We start from the raw sequence: 23,707 nt of genomic DNA, 5'->3' as shown, positions 1-23,707 counted from the left end.
ACTTCCTTTTTCAATGTTTGGGTGGGTAGGCAGCTTGGCTTTCGTGAACACGGACGCTGATTCGATGCGCACCCTCTGTGACGATCCCATGTATGATCATTTCGTATTCAGAAGCGAGTAGTTCCTTTCGCTGCCCATTTTCCGTTCGAAATACAGCCAAGGTCAGATGATCCACAAAGCGGACGCCCTTTACGGATTTCAACAAGGCAAACAAGAGCGACGGGTGCACACGTTGTCCGATTTCCCAGCCCCCACCGTGCAGATTTCCCGATATCGGGTCAAGGAATCGCGCGAGCTTGCCGAGTGACTCCAGCTCCACCTCAACGATTTCCTCCAAAGACCCCACTGCCAGCTCTGCTGTCACCGCAATTTCCAAGTAGACAGGCTCCCTCACATGAATCCGCTCGGGGGAGGCTACCGTCGCTGCCGCATGTGTAAGCAAGTAGTTCGTGACAGAACGCTGAAGCTCCAAAAATTGTGTGCCAAAGCTTCCGGCTGCGGGCAATACGATCACAGTGACATGCCCTGCTTCTCTTTGCAGACGACTGTTCCGATTCGGCAAACACTTCACTTTGGCTATCCCCGGATGGGCTTCACGGACGAGCCATTCGAAGTCTTCAGCCGTCACCGCCCGATAGCGATGCTTGATTGTCTGAGGACCGCGCTGCAAAGCTTCCGTCAGCATTTCCCGATCACTGCCCCCAATCGCAGGCACCGGATTGCGGACAGCTTGGACAAACGGAATCGATTGTTCCAGTTGATTCAACTGCCCGGCTGGAAGATTTCCTGCTGTTCCCCCACCAACCTTATACGTCACCCTCACGGAACCGAGTCCGGTTTGTGGAAGCTCCCTACCGTGTCGGCCATCGCCAAATATAATTTTTCCAGTAGCGCTCTCCAGGCAGTAATGACGATCATCCGGGCCAGAATCGTGCAGATGCGCTACTCGCTTCCACAGAACCCAGCATTTTTGCTCGTTCCCTTCAGAATCATAGAGAAGCTCCACCCGATTTTCTGGATGTTCCAGCCAGCTCTTTCGTTCGCTCGGCAAAAAGTAGCCTGTTTCATCTATCCATACTTCTTCCCCCATGACGGGATGTCGGATGAGTCTGTACTCGGCTTGTGGCCCCTCTGCTATCCGCTCCGCCATTTCATTGCGAATCGTCTCCTGTTGAATAGCTCGTATCGTATTCGGATAAAAGCCGCTTAGCACGGGATGTCGTGCATCCGAAGTGCCTCCCCCAAGCCGATTGTCTACATGGACGGCGCGAATCCAATAACGCTCTCGCTCAAACATTTTGCTTTTTCCCATATCAAAAGGACCAGCGAAACGGACGGTACCACTTTCCGTAAAACCAGAGGTCTGATCAATCGTCTGCAGCTTGGCCCAAGACGTTGTCCCTGTGTCCCCGTGCTTATACTCCCATTGCACAACAGGAGTGGACCCTGAGGATTCTTCCATCGGCAGGAAAGAAAAGTAGAAAGAGAGCGGTCCTTGTAAAGGCGGCTGTTCAAATCCGAAGTAGATGGCGGGATGCAAGCATTCGGACGTCAAAAACGGCTGGAAGCTAGCCTGATGATTGCCTGTACGGACAGGTTGCTTCCAATCCAAGTCGTTCTGTGTGAGAATCGCTTCCGGCCCATGGAGGGACTCCCGGTACGAGTAGGTCAATCGCATGTCTTCCAGCCACGGGGCCATGTATACAGGATTCGGACCATATAAGCCTTCCACCTGAAGAATTCTCACTCGAATCCAATAACCTGGCTGTGATTGCACTGTCGTCGGCTGCAAATCATCTGGACACGTAAAGGCAACCACAATCTCCTCAATCGTATCGGTACCAGCAAACCTCTTTTCATACTCCTCCCCTGACAGGAGCACCATCCATCCACTGCCATTCCAGTATTCCCATACCACCTTGCTGACCGTGACGGGTGTCGTCGCAGGAGGGTCAAAGGAAGACTCCTTCATGATCCATTTCCATTTCGGTTCCGGTTGTGACAGATGCGTAGCGGGATAAGGCACCGTCTTCATCCAAAAACGAAGGGCAACCGTACTTCCAGGCTTCGTCAGCGCCTCCTCACAGGACAAAAAAAACATGCCATACGGTGCGAGCTGCTCGCCAAACGCAAGGCCGCCACTCCCAGAAACCTGCACATCATTGGAGAAAAGCATGTCGGGTGCAAGGCCCTCCGAATCATCTGTCGGCAAATAATCCGTCTTCAACTGGATTTGGGTCAGGGAGGTGCTCCCGCCATTTTTCATCCATTCATGAATCATGCCTGGCTTCACTCTACAACGAAGCCAACGATTTTCGATTCCTTGCACTTCACTAGACTCCCATTTTTTCCGCTGCTTTTTTTCCAAGCGCAGCCGATTTTGATCAGCCTCGACTTTGTCGAACAAAACCCACTCGCCTTCTGACTGATACGTCCACTCGACCAGCTCTGGATTCGCCAGCTTCTCTGTCAGCAAGGATTCCAGGTAGCGTTCCTGATTGGAAATCATCGTGAGCTGGATCGAAGCACTCTCTCCTAAACAAAACAAGTTCTCATGCCCCAAATACCAGCAATGCGCCTGGTGATTAGGCAAAGTCTTGCAGTCCAAAAGAGAGAGCGGCGCATTTGTTCCAAGCCAGTTCGTTACATCTGTTAAAAAGTCTCGACTGCCATTGGTAAACAACAGATCTGTCGGGAGAGAGGGGGTAGCCAGCATAGGCTGGTCTGTTTCGAAAATCACTTCATCGCCAAGGGCAGACTTACCCGAAACTTTTGTGCCCGCCGGAATCCACACGGGCTTTTGCACACCTGTGCTCAATTCAAAGGTCACAAAGGTTTCTGCCGGTCTTGCCTGAGCCATTCCGACACCAAGCATATTGAGAAAAGCGATAAAATTTCGCTCGGGTACTTGATTCAAACGCTCACGATTATTCATCAGCATGTCTGCGAAAAGGAGAAATAAAGCCGTACCCGCATCAGGATCTTCTGGAGTGAATCGCCACTCCGGTGTGTAGAATGGCACCATTTCGCGCATTTTTCGGATGACTGCCTGCATGTCCCGCGGATCCACCAAAGGCGGCTTCACATTACCGACCTCCCTTCCTTTTTTCTTCACGCGACCGTGACTCTTGCGCTACCCATGTGGACCAAGGCGATGGACAGGATACAACAGCTGATAGCCTTTGCTTGTCGCACGTACTGTATAGCTGATCGTAACGTTCACCGTTTCGGAATGAGTTTTGTCTACTTTGGCCTCCACCTGTACATCCCGCACACGGGGCTCCCAGATCATGATCGCTTCTGCGATGTCCGACTGGAGCAAAGCCAGGCTCGTTCCGTCCGTGCCATCAAACATGAACCCTTGCAATCCGCTCCCGAATTTCGGTCGCATCACACGCTCTCCCTTTGCAGTGGATAGAATGATACGAATTGATTCCGCGATGTCATCCTCGTAGTCGGACAAACGAATACGGCCTGTAGCCTGATCCACCTGGATAGGGAACTTCCATCCTTTTTCACCGAATGGCTGCTGCATGGAATCCCCCCATGATTTAATTCAATTTAATCACCGAACCGTTGATGGCAACCATTCCGTCCGATTTGATGTTCAGGGACGCTCCTGCTTTAATCGACATGGCTCCCTGCGCCTCCAGATTCAGCTGGGTGGACTTGATTGTCAGCGATGTGTCTGACTGAATAGTCACTTGCCCTTTTGCATTCAACGTGATCGTACTTGAGCCGCTCTTCACCGTAACTTCGCCCGTGTTGCCGCCTTTGATGGCGATTTGGTTGTTTCCGCTGCTCTCCGTAAGCACAATACTCTCATCCTTGTCCGACAGCTCCACCTGTTGTCCTTTTTTCGTGGCAATCGTGATCTTCCCGTCATTCGGATCATCGCCAAAAATCACTTCGTGGCCTGCACGGGTCGTGATTTTTCGGATGTTGTTTTTCTCCGCCATTTCCGGGCCTTTGTTTTCCTGATTCCAGAGCATCCCGATCACAAATGGCTCGCGTACATCACCCCAGTGAAACGCGACCAGCACCTCGTCGCCTACCTCCGGAATAAACAGGCTGCCGCGATCTTTTCCTGCAAAAAGCGTGGCAATTCGCACCCAATCTGTCTCCCGCTCGTTATCAATCAGAGGCAGCTTCAGCTTCACACGCGAGAGCTTTTCCGGGTCTTCGTTGTTCGTCACAATGCCGACAATGACACCGTGGATCTTTGCCCGTTCTTCTTCTGTTCGTTCATCCTGGTAGAACCAATGATCAAAGCTCATATCGTATTTCCCTTCACTTGAAACGTCGTGACATAGCCTGATGCCACATCGATGGTGTGTGTAACAGATGTGATGTAATAAGGCTGACTCAGCTTTTTCCCCATGCCCTCTAGCATGATATAGCGGCCAGCACGAATTTCTGGCAGACCAATGGCCTCGCAGTTGCCGTCGAGAAGGTTCATGGCGAGTTGATTCAGGCGTGCCTTGGCAACCGCTTTTATCTCCTCAGGCGAGTCCAGCTTTTTCGTAGACTCGTATTTATCAAAATAATCACCGATTGCTCGCAGCAGGTCAGCGCTTGTCTTCGAATTGGTCCCGAGCTTCCCGATATCCGAGCTCGTTGCTTTCGCTTCCTGGAGCACCGTTGTTTTGTCCTTGTCTACCCATCGCACCGTATAGGAGGAGGCTTGGGAAGCAATGTTGACATCAACGGAAAAGCTGCGCAAGGAAACTCCCCAGATCAAGGTAAGGACCGGTGTCATGTTGCTCAGTGGCTTACGGAAATACAAGTTCTTCCCGACGATAAAAAAATCGTAGTTACAAATTTTTGCAAGACGATTTAAAAACTGAAAGTCAGTCTCGGAGACCGTCTTTGTAATCGTTTCGATTGTCTGAACCGTATCATCTACTTGCGTTGACAAGCCGTATTTTTGTCCCAGCTCTTTCACGACATCGCTGTATTTCTTTTTATTCCAGGAGGCAGACTTGTTATCAACCATGAGCAAAAACGATTTGTCCATCCCTTTTACCGTAATGGTAGGAGTCTCCACACATGCAAACGAAACGGCTGTAATATGTCCGTAAAAAAGGCTGGATAGCTCGGTTCCATAGCCCATCTGGATTTCGATTTCGTTGCCAGGAACCAAATAGTCATCTACCCAACGGAATTCCCACGCTGCCGTATCAAAAGCATTGGTTACCGAAAACGAGAACGTATCTGCTTTGCCTTCCAAGCTGGCGTTGATCGTTGCTTTGGTAATGGCGACACCCACCTGGCTGATCAGTTTTTTTCCTCCAACGAGTATTTCCAAGGCTGGGGAATGAAAGTTGTTGTACGTTTGGCGCAGGTCATCGAAGGAATGGCGGTCTGTCGTCAATTTTAATTCGCTCATTCTTTCGTCACCTCACAAGTGGCACACGCAGGGTAGTAGCCGGTTTTAGAAGTCTGGGATTGTCGATCCCATTTGCGTTCGCAATGTTTCGCCATTTCGACGCATCATTGTACGAGCGATACGCCATCAAGTAGAGCTGGTCTCCTTGGTTGACCGTTTGTTGTGCGACCTTTTCTCTTGCAGCCCCGATATCGTCCGCGGACTTTTTCACGCTCGTGCCTTTAAACGTGACGCCTAACGTGGCTCGTACCGGTGTCCCTTGATCGAGAAACATCGTAAACCGCTGCGAAACCTTCTCGACAACACCGGTGAATTGAAAGCTGTCCCAGACGAATTTGCATAGGGGCGGCGTACTGATCTTCTTTTCTACGGCCATCAGTCCCAGCACCTGATTGGTGAATGCACGCACATCCACTCCAGCTTCGTATGTATCAAAAAACAAGTCGACCGATAATGTCTCGATATCACCGCTTGTGAACATGCCGACTGGTACCGATTGTCCCAATATCTTTTGCCACGAGTAGTTATTGGAAGCATCTACCTTGTATTCCGAAGGGTTAAAGAGAACGGAAATACTCTCCTTAAAGTCACCTTGCCCGTTGCGATCTACTAAAATTTTCGCCTTTTTCTCCTGGCCCACCATTGGCATTTGCCTCTCTTTTCCGAAGAAATAGTTGTCTGTGAATGCGGCGGCTTCTGCTTATAGACCTCGTCGCTGCCGCTCTTGAGTGAGGCGCTTGTCCAGCTCCTTCATCATTTTATCCATCAATCTATCCACCTCTTGTGGGGACAACGAGGTCTGATTGCCAACCCTCTCTTGCACGTGTAGATCGACTTGTCGATGGAGTGGAAGTGTTGTCGTCTGCTGCACTGCGGTTTCTGGAGGCTGAATGCTTTTTCGCAGGTACTCCATGGACGGCGGCGACTGAACGGTAGCAGCAGGACTTGCGTGGCTGTCTTCTGTGCGTAACGCTCGTCGATGAATATGGGTTGCGCTTTCGGACAGGGAATGCGGCTTGGATTCTTCGGACGCTCTTTGGCCTTGTTGCAAAGCTTGCAGGAGTGGCGGCTGCATTGTCGTTGCAATCATTGGCTTTGGAACAAGTGTTAGGGATGTGTTTTTTTCCGCCTGTTCCACTGTTCCCGCCGCCATTGGTGTTGACTTCAGGTTGAATAGACTTGGTCTTTGCAGAGGGGTGAGCCTAGCGTCTCGAGCCTCGACCTCCTGTGTCTTATCACTCGTTATCCGTTTGGACGTCTGCGTCTGCTGATTGACCGTCAGAATCTGCTCGTGATTGCTTTGTTGAAAACGACTGCGGCGACTAAGCTGTCTGGAATTCGAACGATCCAAGATAAAATCAATAGATGTTTCTCTCGAGAATGGAACCGAGCTGATTGAATAGTGGCGAGATAACGGCTCCAAGCTGTTGACTCGACCGTTTCGTGGTAGTCTCTCTGTTGCACGTCTGCTTCCACTCTCATGCATGAAACTGTCGGGCGCCCACACGCTTTGACCATGGACAAGGCTAGGGAGTGGCCCCCATTCTTTCTGAACAACCATTTGTGCATCGTGACGATTCAGAACAGTCGAGAGTGAGTGATGGTTTTGGACATATGTTTCCGTCCGGAAATCAGTCTGGATAGCCTTTCTGATTTTCTCCATGACTTGAAGATAGGGGCGAGCACGTAGGGCAACGGAGCTTGTCCAAAAACTTGCTGTCTGCTGCAAAAAGCGGGAGTGGCGGCTTTCACGGGATTGACGGCTTTCTCGTAATCGATTGCTATCGCCCATGCGAGACCTTGACGGATCATTCGATTGCTTTTCACTGCGCGGGGGAGCTTTCCCACTTGTGCTTGTTGGGCCTACCTTTGTAAATTCGCTCATCGCTGATAGCTTCGCGCTTTTTTTCAAGAGGATCGTAAGGCCTAGTTCTGCACTCCATCCAGCAGCGATCCGTCGTAATGAGTTCCTGCCATAGACGACGTCCTCTCTGATAGAAAACGGCTTCACAGACTTGTTGTACAATCGCTGATGTTCTGTTCCTCCAAGTCCAATCCACTCTGTGGCACGACCCAGTAGGTTGACCTTTTCTTGATTCTTGAAGAAAGCCACATCTGCCCGCTTGTTTTTCCTATCCTGAAACGACAGTAGCTGACGTACGGTCTCGTATGATAGCTGATAAACGTGTTTATTTTGCAGAAAATGAATAGTTGACTGAAAAAATGGTTGGGAGATGCCTTCGATATGATTCGTAGCTTCATGATTACTAACGGATCTACTCTCTTTGGTCAGAACATTCAGCAGGTGCATCAACCATCTACTAGGCGTACTTCCCGCACAATACGGAGATTGATTCTCCGACTCATACAGAAGGTTCCTCGGCGAATGAGTGCTAGTAGTAAGGAGCTTCCTTGCTCTGAGCTGTTCTGCCACCATCTGTTGAAGATGCACCCACGCCATCACAGACTTCCCGTTCGTCTCGTGATGGGTAGAACTTACGATACGATTTTGTAGCGTCTGCCAGTGTTGGCGTTTCGTATGGAAGATAGGCGCGAAGCGATTCCATACAAAACGTGCAGTACTAGCTATACCAGCTGGCTCACGCTCGATTTCGTTATGAGTTTCAAGATATTCCTTGATCCACGTCTGGTTCAGCCATCCTCGTTTTTCAAAGAAAACAGGAGCATTGGCGGACTGGAAGCTCTGTATCCAATTAGCAGCGATCGAATTCCTGACAGCTGACTGCGAGAGAAGCAGAACAGTTCTTGAGCTATCTGTGCCACGTGTCATATACAATAGGAACGATAGCCCGTGCATGGGGTGTAAAACGTGTAACGATGAACTCGTCCACCGCTCATGCAGTAGCATGTCACGCTGCTGATAAGAAGCACGGGACAAGGCTGGGATCACGCGCGTTTTGCCAGGATGAGTTTGCTCATGGCTTGATCTCAAGCGAATGGAATGCTCCCTGACATTCTCGTTCAACCTGGCTTCCTGTGATATCAGTTGTTGAAGTAACTCGTATGTCCACTGATTCCTTGTTGCGATGGATTCGAAAGGAAGCAGTTGCAACGGGTGAAATAGAATGCTACTCGGCCGCTCCTGCTCTACCCGAGATGAAAGCACGGTTGCTTGTCGCTCTCGATTTATGACAAGCTGACGCAACCAATGCGACAAGGCACTCGACTGTTCTTCCCGCCCGCTCTCTATCTGCTTCAACCTCTGTCGAGAACCGAGCACCGCTAGCCCACGTTCGCTTTCAGCCTTCGGAAACTGTTGAGCCAAAAGAAACAGCTGTTTAAACCGTTCCCTTACAGCCTGCTGTTTAGTTCGACCAGCATCCGCTCGATGAAGCATGCTAGGCAACAAGGTCGTGAACATCTTCGAAAGCTCATTGCTCTGAAATATCTTTAGTTCCGATGGGCTAGAAAAAACTTCAGACAGCGTTTCAAGCATCCACTCGTTTTTAGCTTGCGGGTGTTGACGGCTTCTCGGGAAAACAATCGGCTGTAGAACACGTAGATGTGGATGCACTTTCATCGTCCTTGGCAGCCATGTTGCTCGACTTTTCTGCCAGTACAGACTCAGGTTTTCCCACCAACGTCCCCAAAGCTCAGTCTGCTGGGAAGCTACAGACCCACGTGTACTTTCACTAACACGAACGATTTGTCTAGTGATATCTTTGCCGTCAATTCCGGCTTTCTCTGTCCACACCGAGCGATCCAAAGATAAGCGTGCAGCCCGTCCTTCGGCTCTTTTTAGCAAAACAGAAAAAGACCACGTCCCAATCCTTGATTCCATCCCTCTACCGATCAACTGCAAAAAATTGCGAATCCCAAACCGTTCGAATCGGCCTGCTTCAAAAGGCGTCGCTCTGACACGTGAAATCGAAATCGCATCTACTCTTGTCGCTGATTCGAGCCGTATCCGCTCAAATGCATTTTGCATACTTCTGCGATCACCAGGATCAACTATTCGCGCCGAGTGTACCAATAATTTCGGCGAACTATAGGAAGTCTCAGGCGTCCAAAATCTTTCACGTACGGTTTCCTTGCTGTCTGAAACCATTGCTTTCAAAAGAGGCGCGGCAAAATCGACCGGGTGTATCTGCTCTATGAACTGTCCAAGCGGCAGCGATTTTCCAAGTGAGCTTCCTCGCTGAACCGAAGACTGAACATAGCTGGACCAGCGATATCTATCTCTTCCATTTGAGACAACCGTGATCCGAGGCAGGTAAACCTTCTCGATTACGTTGGATGACTCCCACTTCCGAAAAAGCTCATGTATCAAAGCAGCTGGTCGTACTTTTCGTCCTGATCCCGATGCTTGTGTCATCACTACGCGCTCTTTTGTCCCTGGTAAGCCAGCCTGTCCGTTCGGCAACATTTCTCGATTCAATCCGAGGTAGGAGTCCACTTGTACTTGCATGCGTACATGAATGAAGGTCTGATGAAAGTGGTTTTCCTGCCCTCCGATACTCGGCGAAAAATCACGGTGGATCAAAGCGAGGTAGCCGGGATCGCGACCTTCCCTGTACCGATACTTCTGCATGATGCTTTGTGCAAAGCCTTGGCTGGCTGCCCTTGGCAGCAGTGATGGACGACGCGAAGGTGGGAGCGCCTTGATCGTTATCATCGTTTCGTTTGCTCCTTGCAGACGGGATAAGGCTTAAAAATACGATTTTAAGCCGTGGTGCACGATTTCCAATGTCTCGACGGCTACTTCTCCATGCGTGGCCCGGAACTCCGGTCCAACCCATTTCACCGGATAAGCCCCTTCAAATGCCCAAGCCCCCACATCATTTCCGTTTGGGTCCATAAGAATGATTGCCCCCTGCTTGCGCTTGCGCTTTTCTGGCGGGCCGAAGTGGAAGTCCTCATACCATCTCCACAGCTCGTTTGATCTCACAAACCCTCGTTTGAAGACGAGGTTGGGAAACTTGCTGCGTTTCGGCAGCTTGTGAACGAAATGATTCATGCCGCCCTCTTGGTATTCCTCCAGCTCTGTTTCGACAGCCAGACCGGACACTTCACTAAATCCAGCGACCCAGATGCCATCCATCTCCAATCCAAACGGAAGAAAGTCTACACGGAATCGGAGGTTGGTGTAATACGGATTCTCATTGGCGAACACCAGAATCACCTCCGCTTGAACACATCAAAAACATTTTCGGGTTCGTCATTTTGCTTGCGATTAATGGCAGATATCTCCTCACACCAGCGCCGCCGTTCCTTGTGTTCCATCGACATGATCTCATCGTGAGGCCAGTGAAAATAGTAGGCGATGAAGGCGGCTTCTTCATAGATCTTGTCGACGGGATACCCACTCATACTCCCTCCAGCGCCCCTGAAAAAGCCATGTCTACCTGAAACTCATGCTCGCATTTCGGGCAAGCTGTCTTGAACATCGAGCTGTCCAATTCATTGATCTGTCTGTACAAGTTTTGCAGGTACGCGAGATCCGCTGTAAACAGCCGTTCCACCACTCTTGTGTCAATGCCCCGTACATCTCCCAGCTTGGTAATCACCCTCGTCAGCAAAATAATCGTCAAGTAGCCGGGATTTTGCTGGACACGCGGATCGCGCATCGGCAAAATTTCGTCGGCAGCCGTCGCCAAGCGCATGACGCCCCGCTTGTGCAGGTTTCCTTCTTCATCCACATAGCCGCGCGGGAGCTCAAATTCGTATTCCGTTTTAAATGCCATGGGGTCTTCCTCCTCATCACCCTAGGCCAGCAAGAGTGACAAAGAAAGCCTTTTCCTTGCCACTCTTTGGCGTCGGGATCTTCTATTATTTCGTCCGTGTCATTCCTTCGTGAGCAATTTCCAGCTGCTCAATCGCTACCTCTGAGGACGTACCGTTAAAATCAGGCGCCGTGTATTTGGTCGGCCATGCTTCGATGACCTTCCATGTAGCGACATCATCCCCGGCTTCATTGATGGCAATGATCGTTACCGTTTTGCGTGCGACCTTGCCCTGGATGGTGTCCTGCATCCAGTTGTACAAATCCATCGAATCCGTCACGCCCCATTTCAGCGTGATATTCCCGTACTTCGCCAAGCCCGGGAGCTTGCGCGGTGTAATCACCTCATTGCCTTCGCGATACTCGACTACGTCCACAGACGCATCAAAGCCCGACACCTCACTGAAGCCAGCCTGTTGAATGCCGTCCATCTCTACTCGATACCGAAACTTGCGGTATGGATCCTTGCGATCTGCCATACTGTACCCCTTTCCTCACACCGTTTTTCGCCGTGAATTATTGCTGATCAGATGTTTTTTGCGTAATACGGAAGATGACGAACTCTGCCGGTTTGACAGGAGCTACACCAATCACACAGATCAATCTGCCATTGTCGATGTCATCCTGCGTCATCGTGCTTCTGCCGATCTGGATGTAAAAGGCCTCCTGCGGGCTTGAGCCCATCAACGCGCCATCTCGCCAGACACGCGTCAGGAAAGAATCAATCGTACGTTGGACGCGGGCCCACAGCCTCTCGTCATTTGGCTCAAATACCACCCAGTTTGTCCCGTTTTTGATCGATTGTTCGAGGAAAATGAACAGGCGGCGTACGTTTATGTACTTCCATAGCCCATTGGATGACATCGTCCGCGCACCCCAGACACGAATTCCTTGACCCGTAAAAGCGCGAATCAGGTTGACTCCCTTCGGATTCAAAATATCCTGTTCGCCCGTATTGTACTGGCAATCCAGTCCTGTGCAGCCGCGCACGACCTCGTTTGCCGGGGCTTTATGGACGCCGCGGGTGTTGTCCGAGCGTGCGTAAATGCCAGCCATGGAGCCTGATGGCGGAATGTAGATGTTGCGCTTGTCCAGCGGATCGAACACTTGCAGCCAAGGATTGTAGATAGCAGCGTATTGCGTATCAAAAATATTGCGATGCGTCAACACATCGCTTACTTTTTTCTTGTCGCGTGGGATATCGAGGATGGCGAAGCGGCTTTTCAGGTTTTCACAATGGGCCACAAGCGCGAGCTGCACATTCGGGTCTGTCACGCCAGGAATAGCCATAATGCTCACTTCGTCATTATCGATGAAGGCTTGGATTCCGGTACGTTTTCCCGGTCCATGGTCCTCCCCCATGTATTCGCCTGCTGACAGATTGGCGACAGAACCGTCGCTGCCCCCTGCCAAAGAGATTTGATACAGACCGAATTCCGTCTTTCCGCCCTCGGATTGGGTTTCTTCCGCCATCCCTGAAATAACGGTAAAAGGCGGGATGATTTCTGGGCTCGCTGGGGCAGCACCCGCTTCGACCTCTACGATATTGCTCTTGGACAACAGCTTGCTGACATGATTGGCAGCAGAGACATTGAGCGAGCATTTGTCGAACTCTTCGGCCTCATCGTTGTAGAAGACTTGCACCGTAAATTCGCACGTCGAGAGAATTTTGACCGGCAGCAGATTGTTATCGATGACGTCTCCTGTAAGCACGGCTGACAGCTCGATCACATTGTCTTGGGATGAAACCACTTCGCTGTACTGCTTGGTATCACCGTCATAGAAAGAAACGACATCACCTGGTTGAAAGCCTGCACTGTTTTTCACACGGTACTTGGGAGCCTCGCCTAGCTGCTCATAAATCTGCGTTTTTGCCTTGCTCGACGGAATCAAATTTACGCGGATCTGATTTCCCCATGCCCCCGGGTTTTTTGCCGTAATCCGAAGGACAGCCCCTTCGCTGTTGCCTTCATTGGAAGCCGGCTTCGCATCTGCTGGCGCTACCCGCATCACATAGCAACGGGAGCCTCCATTCAGAAAGAAATGATCCACCGCATAGGCGAGATAGCGGTATTCGCCAAACGCATTTTCAGACAAATAGGAACCGAACAACTTGCGGAAATCATTGACACCTGTAATCAGCTCAGGCAATCCCGCAACGGGTCCTTTTTGGGCCAGCCCGATAAAGCCCGCCGTGCTCGTACTCGCTCCCTCCATGGGAACGGGGCCACTATCAAACTCCTCGACATACACCCCTGGTGATAAGTACTCTGGCATCGTAACCTGATTGGAGAGTTCCGCATGTATCAGCAGCAGAAACCTGCAATCAGTCCCTCCCTCCGAATAATTTCATCACTTGCTTTACCACTTACGAAAAAAGCCGTTTTGATATGTGAGTCTTGCTCTATAATCAGGCAGCAGGATGTCTTGGACCGACTCCAAATAACTGCCGGATCACCCTATTTGGGTCTGTTCATTTGGATGATACCTATGGATTGGGTCGTACCGGCTTGAATGGAAAGCTCGGCAAAACCAGCGGCTTCTTCCCGCCGCACTTCAATTTTCATACGCGCATGAGTTTTTTCCAGAAACAACGGAAGGGCAACTACGAATTCTCCTCTGTCGTCGCTATACGTTTCGAGCAGAGGGAGTAAGGCAGTGCCTCTTGGGTAGGCAAATGAAAGAGGTTCGGTCAAGGGATAAACCCGACCTTTTGGGGGACTTGCAAAACGAATGATCGTCCCTTTGCATGTGGGTGTTTCGAGAAGAAAAGCGTCAGCCAAATCGACTTGACCCTTTTTACTGGCTACGATTAGCTCCGTAGCCTCTTTGTCAGCGTCCTCGGCCAATCTCACTGGGGCATCTCGCTCATACGAGATGACAGCCTGCACAAAGACACCGCCAGCTGGGGAACCATCCTCCACGCAAGCTCTCCCTCGAACAACGGATTCTCCTGCCCGGAATGGATAGGCTGGACTCGGATGCAAGTAAATGATTGACTCCGTGGAAGATGTGCTCCCAGTAATCACAGAGAAGGACACGGAGCGATCCATATACTCCCGGCTGCTTATGGTGAGCGTGTAAATCCCATCAGGCAAGTCAGTAAAGATATACCATCCATCCCCTTTGCATACGGGCACTTGTGGATGATTCGCCAAGCGAACAGACAAGCTCGAGCGAAAAGGGGCTCCTCTTGTATACATGTCCACCAGACGGACGGCATACGAGAAGACGGAACGAATGCGCACCTGGAATTGCTGATCCATTAACCATGACCATCCCCTCGTATGCGAATATCCCGTTCCAGTACGCGCTTCGTTGAACGAACTCGGGTGGAATCGATATGAACCGGCCCTACCGAGTAGCCGATGGATAGCTTGTACGGAACATGTGGAAAGAGTTGGATGAGTTTATCAACAGGAGGCTGCTCCACGACGACACGTAGCTCTGTATCCATGTTGGCAAGGGAGCCTTGAAGCTGATCGCCACGCAAAATGGCGTTGTCATAGAGAACCTGTATGGCACGCCCGAGGATGCGATGCTCGTCCAGCATGCGGGTATGCTGTTCTGCTGGGGAATGGGCGGTCAATATGTAGGATAGATTGACCGTCATGGGGGGATATCGCAACTGATCAGTACCTTCACTGATCATCATGTGCTGCCTCTCCTGACTTTCCCGGATTTCGTATAAAAACAAGGCTAACGCCAAATCTCCTGGCTGGGCAGGTGAGCTAAGACCAATCAGCTCGGGTTGGCTAATCGGCTCCGGCGTCATTTCTTTTCGCAAAAGAGCGAGCAGCGTCTCTCCTACTTCAGCGATGGCGGTGTACTGGCTGATACCCGTTCACCTCGACATTATTTGACAGAATATCCTTATCATAACATTCAAATCAATGGTTTTACATGAATTTTTATCTATTTTTGTAAAATTACATATTTTCTTCGATACGCACTACTTATTGGCGTACTCCCCCAAATCCTCTTTCAATAGCAGCTTACCCGTCTTTTTTAACTCCTGCTTCGCAGCCGCAATCAAATGACTCATCGAGACGGGCGTGCCTTCCGATGCAGCCAAGAAAGAGGCAGCGAGAACCACATTTTTGATCCCGCCCCCAGCAATGTGCAGCTTGGATGCTAGAAACTCAAAATCGATGTCAGCAGCTCGCGGCGTATCGGCCGGGAACATGCTGCGCCATATTTCTTCGCGATAGAATGGTTCGGGAAAAGGAAACTTCACCACGTAGTTGATTCTGCGCATGAAGGCCTCGTCAAAATTTTGCAGGAGATTTGTCGCCAAAATGGAGACCCCCTCGTACTCCTCCATCTTTTGCAGCAAGTAGGCTGTTTCCACATTCGCGTATTTGTCATGCGAATCTTTGACTTCTGAGCGCTTGCCAAAAAGGGCATCGGCTTCATCGAAGAAGAGGATGGCATTGCCGATTTTCGCCTCTTGGAAAATGTGGTGGAGGTTTTTTTCCGTCTCCCCTATGTACTTGCTGATCACCTGCGACAGGTCAATTTTAAAAAGTTCCAGACCCAGTTCATTTGCCACGACTTCCGCCGACATCGTCTTGCCCGTACCCGGAGGACCTGCAAACAGCATGCTAACGCCCTTGCCATAGGAAAGCTTTCGCTCAAAGCCCCACTCTCCCAAAACGACATTTCGATAGGTCACCTGATTGCAGGCGTTCCGCAACAAAGTCAGTTGCTCCTCAGGCAAAATCAGATCGTCCCAGCTGTATTTGGGTCTCAAGCGTATGGCGTGCTTTTCTAGCGCATGTCTCATTTGCAGGAAGCAAGCTTCATGGAGGTGCGTTTGCGTAATGATCCTGTCTTTCGTCTGCATCGCCATCTCATTTGCTCTGTGAAGCGCTTGGTGGATTTGTCCGGCATTCAGCTTGAATTTCCCTGCCAAAACACCAACGTCAATCTCCTGTGAAAAGCTCATTTCTGCACTGCCCGTCTCCCATAATCGCCTCCTTTCCGTTTCATCTGGACTAGGCACCTCCATTTCCAGCCAAATCCGCTTCCCCAGGGCGTTTTCCGGCTTCCATTGACTTTTCGCCACAATGGCAATGGGACCTGAAAAGCTCTCGAGTTCATCCATCACCAGCTGCTTGCGCCCAGCTGTTTGCCCATCTTCTGTCAGAAAAGCCTCGAACTGATGCAAGCACAGCACCCCCCGACGCAGCTGCACCTCCCGCATGACCTGCTGTAATCTGCGCGAAAAAGCTTCCTCCCGGATCAAGCGCTCTGCATCGATGAACAGCACGGGTCGCCTGACTTGATGAAACAGATGCTTGACTCGATGCCTTTTGCCAACGCCAGCCGGACCATGCAAATGCAGAAGAAGCCGCTCTGAATCTGCTCCTGCTGTTTCCCACAATGTTTCGAAGCGCTCCTGCAAATGATTCGCGCTCTCCCCTACCAACGGTTCCAACTCTTGATCTGGCAAGCTCCAAAATTGCCAAGGAGGCAGACTGGCATCCCCTCCATCCTTCGTCGTCAAAAAGTGCAGCATACGTTCATCCAGTTTGAGCGGCCTAGAGAGCCAAGAGCCGCTGCCCCCCATGTCCGCCTCGGTAAAAAGCAGCAGCAGCCCCAGCTTGCTTTTTTGCGTGAACGCAGTCCATGCCTCTATTCTCTCGGTCGCTGTCCGGCAAAATAGCTGCATCGCCAATTCGGGAGTAGGCGACTTGCATGTAATATCATCGAGGAGGTAGCCAAACAGCTTTTCGTACTTTCGATCCAGCTCGACTGCCAGGCAAAGAAATAAACATCCCAACTCGAATCGGTTAAGCGAAAAAGCGTCTGCCACTGCCAGAATCGGTACGCTACCCGCTTTTTGCATGTGCAGCGCATCAAGTCGTTCCTCGCATGCTGCCACCCGCTCTGTGAAAGCTTCCCATAGCTGTGTTGCTGGCGGGGCTGCCTCGAGCAATTGCACCACTTCTTCCTCTGTGACAATCACCCCCCTCATTTGATCAAGCGGATAATCATCCCCCTGCTGCGCTCGCACGGCCAGCAAGCGCAGCAGATGAATATCCAGCCATCGAAGCATTTCTTCGTAATAGTTCCACTGTTTGTGATTCGGTTCGGGACTCGTCATTTCGCTTTTTCACCGCTCCTACGATATTTTCAACTCGCCAGACCAATCTCGTTCGGCCCCTTTTTGGGCGTATTCGTCACATAAGTAGAAATACTGTCGCGCCGCCTGATCCCATCTGTTTTGCTTGATGACGGACAGAAAAGCGGAGCGTGCATCGTGAAACCTCCCATTTTGATACATCGCAATCGCTTGCTCAAACAATTCTTTCGTCTCATCCTTGTGCGCGCGAATCTGGGCAGCGTCCCCCTCGTATACGTCGTACAAATGCATCGGCTGAGCCTCTCCCTCGATATGCACCCAGCCTAAATCACGATATCGGTACGGCGTGCTCCCCCCCATCCCGGCAAATAGCGAATCGGACATCAGGATGCAGGCTCCGAGCGTTTCCGCCATCTTTTCCATTTTCTCGACCACGCGGACGTGATCCGATATGATCGCAGCCTCTAGCCGCGTCGCCTCGCCAATAATCCCGAGCATCAGCGGACCGTGATGCAGAGCCACCCGCAATTCAATCGAATCGTATCCTTTTTCCGCCCGTTGCTCGTTATAGTCCGCTAACGTCCGTCTCATTTGTACGGCCGCATCTAACGCATCTTTCGCCTCTTTTGGATAAACAGCCAGCACGCCGGGATCGAGATATTCGATTATCATCCCTTGATTCTCGTTCACAATCGGAGCAAAACGCTTGAGAAACGCATTGATGACGCGGAAGGTCGTCTCTGGACGCAGACGATGAGAGATGGCATGAAACGATTGCAGACTCATGCGCATAACGGCCATTTCCCGCTCAACCTGATCACCAAGCTCCACGTCGAGTATGCTTTCCTTCCCGAGAAAATGGATAAACTGCTGCGGCACAAAGCGATTGTTCGCCTCGCTCATCCTGGTGATATTCGAAATGTACTGACGAATGCGCTTTGCCATTTGGTTGAAGCTTTCTGCCAGCTTTTGAATTTCATCCATGGAGCGAACCCTGGCCACCACGCTGTAGTCGCCTTTTCCCATATCAGAGACATTCGTTTGCAGATTGCGGATGTTTCTGTATGTCAGCCACGAGAAAAGGAAAAATAGACTCGCACAAATCGACCAGACCAGCGCAGCGCCACGGCCGAGCTCACGGGACATTTCGTTGTGCTGCATGCGGACCCCGTTCATTTCTCGGCCCAGCTCCAACACACCCGATAGCTTGCCGGAGGAGTTGTAGATCGGAGCCATCGCGTACATCCAGTAGCCTGTCCGATCCTGGGCTTTACCCGAGACGATCTCCCGCTTCATGACCACACTGCGGAACTCGTCATCTATGGCAACATTCTCAAACACTTCTGCGCTGTCATTGTCATCCATCATGAGAAACAATTCGCCATCTTTGTATTTGTAAATCGTTTTGTACAGCCCCCTGTTCACATGCACATCATCTGGGACCTCCAGTTTTTTCAGGTTGGCCTGTACTGCTTGATAATCCGCATTCATGTAGTCAATGGCCCCGTTGATTCCATCCAGCTTGTCCCCTTCGATCAGAGTAGAAATCACATAGGCTTGGAGACGAAGATCGGTCTGATTTTCCTGCTCCATAAACGCGAAGGTCAGCTTCGTTCCCTCCAGTTGAAGGAATACGGGGACAACAATCAGTGGGGCTATCACGATCGTTTGCTTGATAATCAACGGAATCCGGAAAAGGCGAAACAGCAGATACTGAATGACACAAAAAAGGAGAATTTCCACACCAAATCCTGTCCACCAGCTCCATTCCTTCAAGCGGTCTTTTTCAGATACAGACGGGGAAGTGATCTTGGTTATCACATTTCCTTGTTGATCCAGGAAGGCGAGCTGACTATCCGTGGCCACTACGATCTCATAATTGGGGGTTACAGCAAACGCCGTTAAAGCACTGCTATCGCTCGATTTGATCTGCTCGAATGTTTTGGAAGGCACCATCAAGGCGATTTCATCTGGATGTGCGGGATCGAAGCGTTCCATGACATTTTGATCAGAATTGTAGAAAAGGAGACGACCTGCTGGTCCCACTTTGGCATGATTGGGGACGGTATGATTCTTTTCGGACCGTTCGGAGTGAATGTAGAGCGGACCTTTCACTTGAGCTTCCCCGCTTCCTTGGGGAACGTCGACCTGGAAAACCTCTCCTCGCTTGGTAGTGACATAGGTATGCCGCGGGTCTACTCCTGTGATTTCATTGACGTATACTTCATTAGGCAATTGGATTTGATAGAGTTGTGTGGGGGGTGAATCAGAGGGTACAAATTGATAGGCAATCACTTCAGGGTGTTGATACACATAAAAGTAAAGACGATCTTTCGCGACTTGCAGGGAGCGTACCTTGCCAATTCGCTTGTACGGGCTGTTTGCTCCGTATGAATCTTCATACACGACTTGTACGATTTCTCCATCCGGCGACATTCGCACGATTCTTTCGGATACCGTCCGCAAACCAAAGCTATCAAGCTTTGTGATCAGCACGTACGCATAACCTTCTTCGTCGATGGCTACCTCTGTGAAATTTTCCAAGCCTTCTTCTGGATTTTGCTCCAGTACTTGCTGGTACCTTAGCGATCGATCGGGGTATAGGCTCGTCAGCTTTTGGTGTCCATCCGTTATGAGGACGACATCCTTTTGACTGTTGACCGCGATGCTGTCGATCCCTTGAAACGGTACGTCCTGCTTCCCGCTTCTATCCACGTTCCAAGCGAGCAGCAAGCCGATCCCAACAAATACAATCAGCAGTCCGGTCAACCAGGAATACTTCTTGTTATTTCCCATCGTTTGCGGTTCTCCCATCTCTCGAAAACGTATTTTCGAAAATGATACCAAGCAACATTATACTAAAAATTACAAATTCCGCTATACATCTTCTCTATTTGACATTTATACTACTATACAGATTGATTTTCAATATCTTACCAGATGACTTATGTAAAGGAGTTGGCTTCATGGGACAACTCGTCTGCGGAGGAGCCATGGTACAGTGCAGCTTCGGTGCTGCTCCCAGTTCACTCATGGTGCTCCCGGTGAATCGCGTCACAACCAGTATGCCGATCGCAAACATTATGGACAATAAACCGATGGTAAACATCCTTCCATTCGGGATGTGCAATACGATGTCCAACCCTCAGGTCGCAGCAGCCACAGCGGCGAAGCTGGGCGTTTTCACTCCGGTCCCCTGCGTTCCTGTAACCGTCGCCCCTTGGGTTCCCGGCTCTCCTACTGTTCTCGTCGCCAACATGCCTGCCCTCAATCAATCCTCCAAGCTCATGTGCAGTTGGGGTGGCGTCATCCAGATCGCGAACCCCGGTCAAACGACGATTCAGGTTCCCTGACAGGTAGGGAGGATATGATATGGACAAACAACTCCAAAAGCTAACGGAACAAACGATTGTCGACCCGCTCACCAATCCGCTCAAAAAATGGGTGCAGGATTGGATAAAAAAAGGAGCCGCCCTCCCCAAGCAAGCCCTCGATTGGATCAAGAACGGCATTGCCGGACTATTCACCAAAAAAGAAACTTCACTCAAAGATTACGTGCATATCGGCCGTTTTTACATCGCCAAACGCTTTCTCATTTTGACAGGACTATTCCTCCTTGTCCTGGCCTACTTCCTGTTCATCAATCCTCCCGATGCGCTTAACCGCTTTTTGCAGCGTCCTATCGTCATTCATCTAAAAACTCCCAATCAACAGATTTCTGACACGGGTCTGGCGATCATCTACAACCCGGAAGGCACGATGATCTATTCTGGCCAGCTCGTGGATGGTCTGTATGACGGAAAAGGCGAACTCTATGACGACAATGGAAAGCTTCTATACAGCGGCGAGTTCAAAAGCGGCACTCCACAAGGCTTAGGCAAAGGATACCGGAAAGGCGTTCTCGTCTATCAAGGCGGGTTTGAAAATGGCGTTTATGCTGGTCAGGGAACGTTGTACAACGACAACCAGCAAGTCATTTTTCAAGGAGATTTCAAAAATGGGAAGCCGGATGGAGCCGGTCAGGAATGGTACACAAACGGCGCAATCAAATACGAAGGCGCTTTTAAAAACGGCGTGTACAACGGGTCAGGCCGACTTTTTACGAAGTCTGGAAAGCTGCTCTACGACGGACTGTTTGACAATGGATTCTACGGCGGCGAAGGTACCGATTACTACAAAAACGGGCTCGTACAGTATAAAGGGCAATTTGTGGACGGCAGATACAACGGGGCCGGGAGTCTTTTTGATCGGGATGGCAAGATCGTGTATGAAGGTCATTTTCGAAATGGGCACTTCAATGGAGCCGGAACCAAATTCTCCACCAGTGGCAGCATCGTTTATCAAGGTGATTTTTTGCTAGGTGTGTATCATGGGCAGGGCGAACTGAAAGATGCAAGTGGCGTAACGCTGTATAAAGGCGGTTTTGCCGAAGGGCATTATCACGGAACGGGAGAGCTTCGTTCTGCCGAAGACGCTCAGGTGTATCAAGGGCAATTTCGGGCAGGTGCCTACGACGGCATCGGGGTGCTCTACGACAAGGAAGGCTTGCCTCTGTATAAAGGGTATTTTCGCGAGGGGCGTATTTATTTGCCAGGATTCATCGGCATCTCCAGGAGCAAGCTGGAGGAAATCATGGGCAAGCCCGACGATGACGCGCCGAGGGAAGCCGAAGATGCTGTTCCTCCTCCTGCCGATCAAAAAGCCCCCGAAGCTCCACCAGCGAAGGATGCCACCTTATCGCCGCAAAAACTTGCGTATCGTGAAAGGAACATGGCTTTTACACTCGTACCAGCACCAGGACACCCCAGCAAGCAGATTGTCACTGCCGTCCACGTGTATCAGCCACAGGTCATCTCGATCGTCAAAGAAGATCGGAATGAGCTCGACAGCAAAGCAGCCATTTTGCCCAAGACATCTTCCACATACGCTAGTACTGGAGCTATCACGAGCTATTTGGTCGACCCGTATCTGTATCTCTATTTCTATCAAGCACAGCAAAAGGAACCCGTTCAGTTGGACGTGACAAAAGCAGAGGGGGTGTAAAAATGCGAAGCTATGAATCTAGCAAGCCGTCTATGGATGCGACTCATGAAAAAACGCAGGCACCTGTTTCCGGGCCCATGCTTCAACCAAGCAAGGTCCAAAGAAAGGCGAGTCACTCGTCCCGCATCCTTTCTCTGCAAAAGACTCTTGGCAATCAGGCTGTGCAGCGCATGTTATCGAGGACTCCTCTGCAAAAATCGGAGAATCTTTCTTCCGGCAGCGGCCGCTCACTCCCCGATTCCGTCCAAGCAAAAATGGAACAGGCTTTCCATACTGATTTTTCAGATGTACAGATTCATCCAGAATCGTCTGTTGCCTCCCAAATCGGAGCTGTTGCCTTCGCCCAAGGGAATGACATTCACTTCGCCCCGGGGACGTATCAGCCAGAGACGCAAAGTGGGCAACAGCTGCTCGGCCATGAGCTGACACATGTGGTCCAACAAAGACAAGGGCGGGTAAAAGCGAACGTTCCTGATTCCAGCCTGCCCATTAATGACGATCCCGCTCTGGAAGCGGAAGCTGATCGCTATGGGTCACTGGCAGCGGCAGGAACCATGACGGATCGCACGGGTGCGGATGCTACTGGGTCTGTAGCATCCCCGATCATACAAGGCACTTGGGACGAAGATGTAAAAGATGCACGCAGAATGTGGGACAAACATGTGGAGAAAACAAACAACCTGGATGAAGGAACGGTAAATGGGCTTTTTGAGCAAGTGGCCGACATAGAAAACTACTTTGACAAAGTACGTTACGGTATCAGTCTGCACTCCAAAATTTCTGATATTTTCTCGGTTACCGGGGGGAACTATACAGAGCTGGAGGAGGCACAGCGTCTATTCGGAGAAAATATCACACCCTTTTTCGGCAAGGATAAGGACACCGATCCTGACATCGATTACACCTATTTGGAGAAGCAGCAAAGCGACAACGATGAGGAAGTCCGCATGGTGGATGAGAACGAGGATGATTCAACTGCTTTATACGAGGAAAAACGAGTGGCGATGGAGATCAAGACAATCAGCTCTCATGATGATTCCCAATTTGGCTCCCGGATTCATGAAGCGATCGGTCAATTAGACAAGCGGCGAGACACGAATCGATATAAAGAGTATGTCATCGTCATTCAAAAGTATCATCCTGAAAACCCTTGGCCGTACACCGCTGCCGAAAATAGGGCCCGCGCCCCACTGGGTGATCTCAAAGCTAGACTGACCGCTAGATTGAGCAATATGACACATCTGCCAGGTTATGATATCAAGGTCATTTTCCGGGGCATTACAAAAGGAACCCCAACAGGGGGAACCGGAACCGTAGACCCATCCTTCTTAATCCCGGAACATATACGCTTTTCGAACATGCCCTCTTATACAGTCGAATGCTATTACTGCGGCAGCTCCAACACTGGGTGGTTGGTAGATGACCCTATCCCTGAATAAACCGA

The 23,707-nt window shown here is 50.5% G+C and carries 18 protein-coding genes; 3 read left to right on the top strand and 15 right to left on the bottom strand.

Annotated features, from left to right (window positions below):
- Positions 1–10: 10 nt before the first annotated feature.
- The 15 genes from EL268_RS09025 to EL268_RS08955 all read right to left on the bottom strand — a co-directional run bounded on the left by EL268_RS09025 (position 11) and on the right by EL268_RS08955 (position 20,016).
- Positions 11–3,085 (bottom strand): putative baseplate assembly protein, encoded by a 3,075-nt coding sequence (locus EL268_RS09025; RefSeq protein WP_106654535.1) that lies wholly within the window; start codon positions 3,083–3,085, stop codon positions 11–13.
- A 48-nt stretch (positions 3,086–3,133) separates the two neighbouring features.
- The gene (locus EL268_RS09020; protein ID WP_106654534.1) at positions 3,134–3,535 is read right to left on the bottom strand and encodes a GPW/gp25 family protein; all 402 of its coding nucleotides are present in this window, start codon (positions 3,533–3,535) and stop codon (positions 3,134–3,136) included.
- A 16-nt stretch (positions 3,536–3,551) separates the two neighbouring features.
- The gene (locus EL268_RS09015) at positions 3,552–4,277 is read right to left on the bottom strand and encodes a phage baseplate assembly protein V (RefSeq protein ID WP_106654533.1); all 726 of its coding nucleotides are present in this window, start codon (positions 4,275–4,277) and stop codon (positions 3,552–3,554) included.
- Entirely contained in the window at positions 4,274–5,389 is a 1,116-nt protein-coding gene (locus EL268_RS09010; RefSeq protein ID WP_106654532.1) for a phage late control D family protein, read from the bottom strand. Before EL268_RS09010 ends, EL268_RS09015 begins: the two co-directional genes overlap by 4 nt.
- A gap of 7 nt (positions 5,390–5,396) precedes the next feature.
- On the bottom strand, positions 5,397–6,038 hold the full coding sequence (locus EL268_RS09005) for a CIS tube protein (protein ID WP_232030353.1): 642 nt from the start codon (positions 6,036–6,038) through the stop codon (positions 5,397–5,399).
- A 51-nt stretch (positions 6,039–6,089) separates the two neighbouring features.
- Entirely contained in the window at positions 6,090–10,025 is a 3,936-nt protein-coding gene (locus EL268_RS09000) for a hypothetical protein (RefSeq protein ID WP_106654530.1), read from the bottom strand.
- A gap of 33 nt (positions 10,026–10,058) precedes the next feature.
- The gene (locus EL268_RS08995; protein WP_106654529.1) at positions 10,059–10,523 is read right to left on the bottom strand and encodes a phage tail protein; all 465 of its coding nucleotides are present in this window, start codon (positions 10,521–10,523) and stop codon (positions 10,059–10,061) included.
- A gap of 5 nt (positions 10,524–10,528) precedes the next feature.
- Positions 10,529–10,720, bottom strand: a complete 192-nt coding sequence (locus EL268_RS08990; protein ID WP_007721336.1) for a DUF6760 family protein — start codon at positions 10,718–10,720, stop codon at positions 10,529–10,531.
- Positions 10,717–11,094 (bottom strand): hypothetical protein, encoded by a 378-nt coding sequence (locus EL268_RS08985; RefSeq protein ID WP_106654528.1) that lies wholly within the window; start codon positions 11,092–11,094, stop codon positions 10,717–10,719. Before EL268_RS08985 ends, EL268_RS08990 begins: the two co-directional genes overlap by 4 nt.
- Positions 11,095–11,179: 85 nt before the next feature.
- Positions 11,180–11,611, bottom strand: a complete 432-nt coding sequence (locus EL268_RS08980; RefSeq protein ID WP_007721341.1) for a phage tail protein — start codon at positions 11,609–11,611, stop codon at positions 11,180–11,182.
- Positions 11,612–11,648: 37 nt separating this feature from the next.
- Positions 11,649–13,409, bottom strand: a complete 1,761-nt coding sequence (locus EL268_RS08975; RefSeq protein WP_106654527.1) for a phage tail sheath subtilisin-like domain-containing protein — start codon at positions 13,407–13,409, stop codon at positions 11,649–11,651.
- A gap of 182 nt (positions 13,410–13,591) precedes the next feature.
- Complete coding sequence (locus tag EL268_RS08970) at positions 13,592–14,398, bottom strand: hypothetical protein (protein ID WP_106654526.1); 807 nt, start codon at positions 14,396–14,398, stop codon at positions 13,592–13,594.
- Entirely contained in the window at positions 14,398–14,952 is a 555-nt protein-coding gene (locus tag EL268_RS08965) for a Pvc16 family protein (protein WP_269149410.1), read from the bottom strand. Before EL268_RS08965 ends, EL268_RS08970 begins: the two co-directional genes overlap by 1 nt.
- Positions 14,953–15,084: 132 nt before the next feature.
- Positions 15,085–17,241 carry an AAA family ATPase gene (locus tag EL268_RS08960; RefSeq protein ID WP_106654524.1) on the bottom strand — a complete coding sequence of 719 codons (2,157 nt, stop codon included), beginning with the start codon at positions 17,239–17,241 and terminating at the stop codon, positions 15,085–15,087.
- A gap of 18 nt (positions 17,242–17,259) precedes the next feature.
- The gene (locus EL268_RS08955; RefSeq protein WP_106654523.1) at positions 17,260–20,016 is read right to left on the bottom strand and encodes an adenylate/guanylate cyclase domain-containing protein; all 2,757 of its coding nucleotides are present in this window, start codon (positions 20,014–20,016) and stop codon (positions 17,260–17,262) included.
- 170 nt (positions 20,017–20,186) lie between these two features.
- Here EL268_RS08955 and EL268_RS08950 point away from each other — a divergent pair, with 170 nt between their 5' ends.
- From EL268_RS08950 to EL268_RS08940, 3 genes are read left to right on the top strand one after another with little or no spacing between them, the layout of a single operon-like run.
- Positions 20,187–20,573, top strand: coding sequence for a DUF4280 domain-containing protein (locus EL268_RS08950; protein ID WP_106654522.1), 387 nt, complete (start codon positions 20,187–20,189; stop codon positions 20,571–20,573).
- 19 nt (positions 20,574–20,592) lie between these two features.
- The gene (locus EL268_RS08945) at positions 20,593–22,263 is read left to right on the top strand and encodes an MORN repeat-containing protein (RefSeq protein ID WP_106654521.1); all 1,671 of its coding nucleotides are present in this window, start codon (positions 20,593–20,595) and stop codon (positions 22,261–22,263) included.
- Positions 22,264–22,265: 2 nt separating this feature from the next.
- A complete protein-coding gene (locus EL268_RS08940) occupies positions 22,266–23,702 on the top strand; it encodes an eCIS core domain-containing protein (protein ID WP_106654520.1) in 1,437 nt (478 codons plus the stop codon).
- Positions 23,703–23,707 lie beyond the last annotated feature (5 nt).

This window comes from Brevibacillus brevis (assembly GCF_900637055.1).
Lineage (GTDB): Bacteria > Bacillota > Bacilli > Brevibacillales > Brevibacillaceae > Brevibacillus > Brevibacillus brevis.
The sequence above is the reverse complement of the archived record's forward strand: the minus strand, read 5'-3'. Positions and strand labels throughout refer to the sequence as shown.

Excerpts from the sequence above, each read along its gene's own strand:
- EL268_RS09020 (WP_106654534.1), bottom strand. The coding sequence starts at position 3,535 with ATGCAGCAGCCATTCGGTGAAAAAGGATGGAAGTTCCCTATCCAGGTG.
- EL268_RS09015 (WP_106654533.1), bottom strand. The coding sequence starts at position 4,277 with ATGAGCTTTGATCATTGGTTCTACCAGGATGAACGAACAGAAGAAGAA.
- EL268_RS09010 (WP_106654532.1), bottom strand. The coding sequence starts at position 5,389 with ATGAGCGAATTAAAATTGACGACAGACCGCCATTCCTTCGATGACCTG.
- EL268_RS09005 (WP_232030353.1), bottom strand. The coding sequence starts at position 6,038 with ATGCCAATGGTGGGCCAGGAGAAAAAGGCGAAAATTTTAGTAGATCGC.
- EL268_RS09000 (WP_106654530.1), bottom strand. The coding sequence starts at position 10,025 with ATGATAACGATCAAGGCGCTCCCACCTTCGCGTCGTCCATCACTGCTG.
- EL268_RS08990 (WP_007721336.1), bottom strand. The coding sequence starts at position 10,720 with ATGAGTGGGTATCCCGTCGACAAGATCTATGAAGAAGCCGCCTTCATC.
- EL268_RS08985 (WP_106654528.1), bottom strand. The coding sequence starts at position 11,094 with ATGGCATTTAAAACGGAATACGAATTTGAGCTCCCGCGCGGCTATGTG.
- EL268_RS08980 (WP_007721341.1), bottom strand. The coding sequence starts at position 11,611 with ATGGCAGATCGCAAGGATCCATACCGCAAGTTTCGGTATCGAGTAGAG.
- EL268_RS08975 (WP_106654527.1), bottom strand. The coding sequence starts at position 13,409 with ATGCCAGAGTACTTATCACCAGGGGTGTATGTCGAGGAGTTTGATAGT.
- EL268_RS08970 (WP_106654526.1), bottom strand. The coding sequence starts at position 14,398 with ATGGATCAGCAATTCCAGGTGCGCATTCGTTCCGTCTTCTCGTATGCC.
- EL268_RS08960 (WP_106654524.1), bottom strand. The coding sequence starts at position 17,241 with ATGACGAGTCCCGAACCGAATCACAAACAGTGGAACTATTACGAAGAA.
- EL268_RS08955 (WP_106654523.1), bottom strand. The coding sequence starts at position 20,016 with ATGGGAAATAACAAGAAGTATTCCTGGTTGACCGGACTGCTGATTGTA.
- EL268_RS08950 (WP_106654522.1), top strand. The coding sequence starts at position 20,187 with ATGGGACAACTCGTCTGCGGAGGAGCCATGGTACAGTGCAGCTTCGGT.
- EL268_RS08945 (WP_106654521.1), top strand. The coding sequence starts at position 20,593 with ATGGACAAACAACTCCAAAAGCTAACGGAACAAACGATTGTCGACCCG.
- EL268_RS08940 (WP_106654520.1), top strand. The coding sequence starts at position 22,266 with ATGCGAAGCTATGAATCTAGCAAGCCGTCTATGGATGCGACTCATGAA.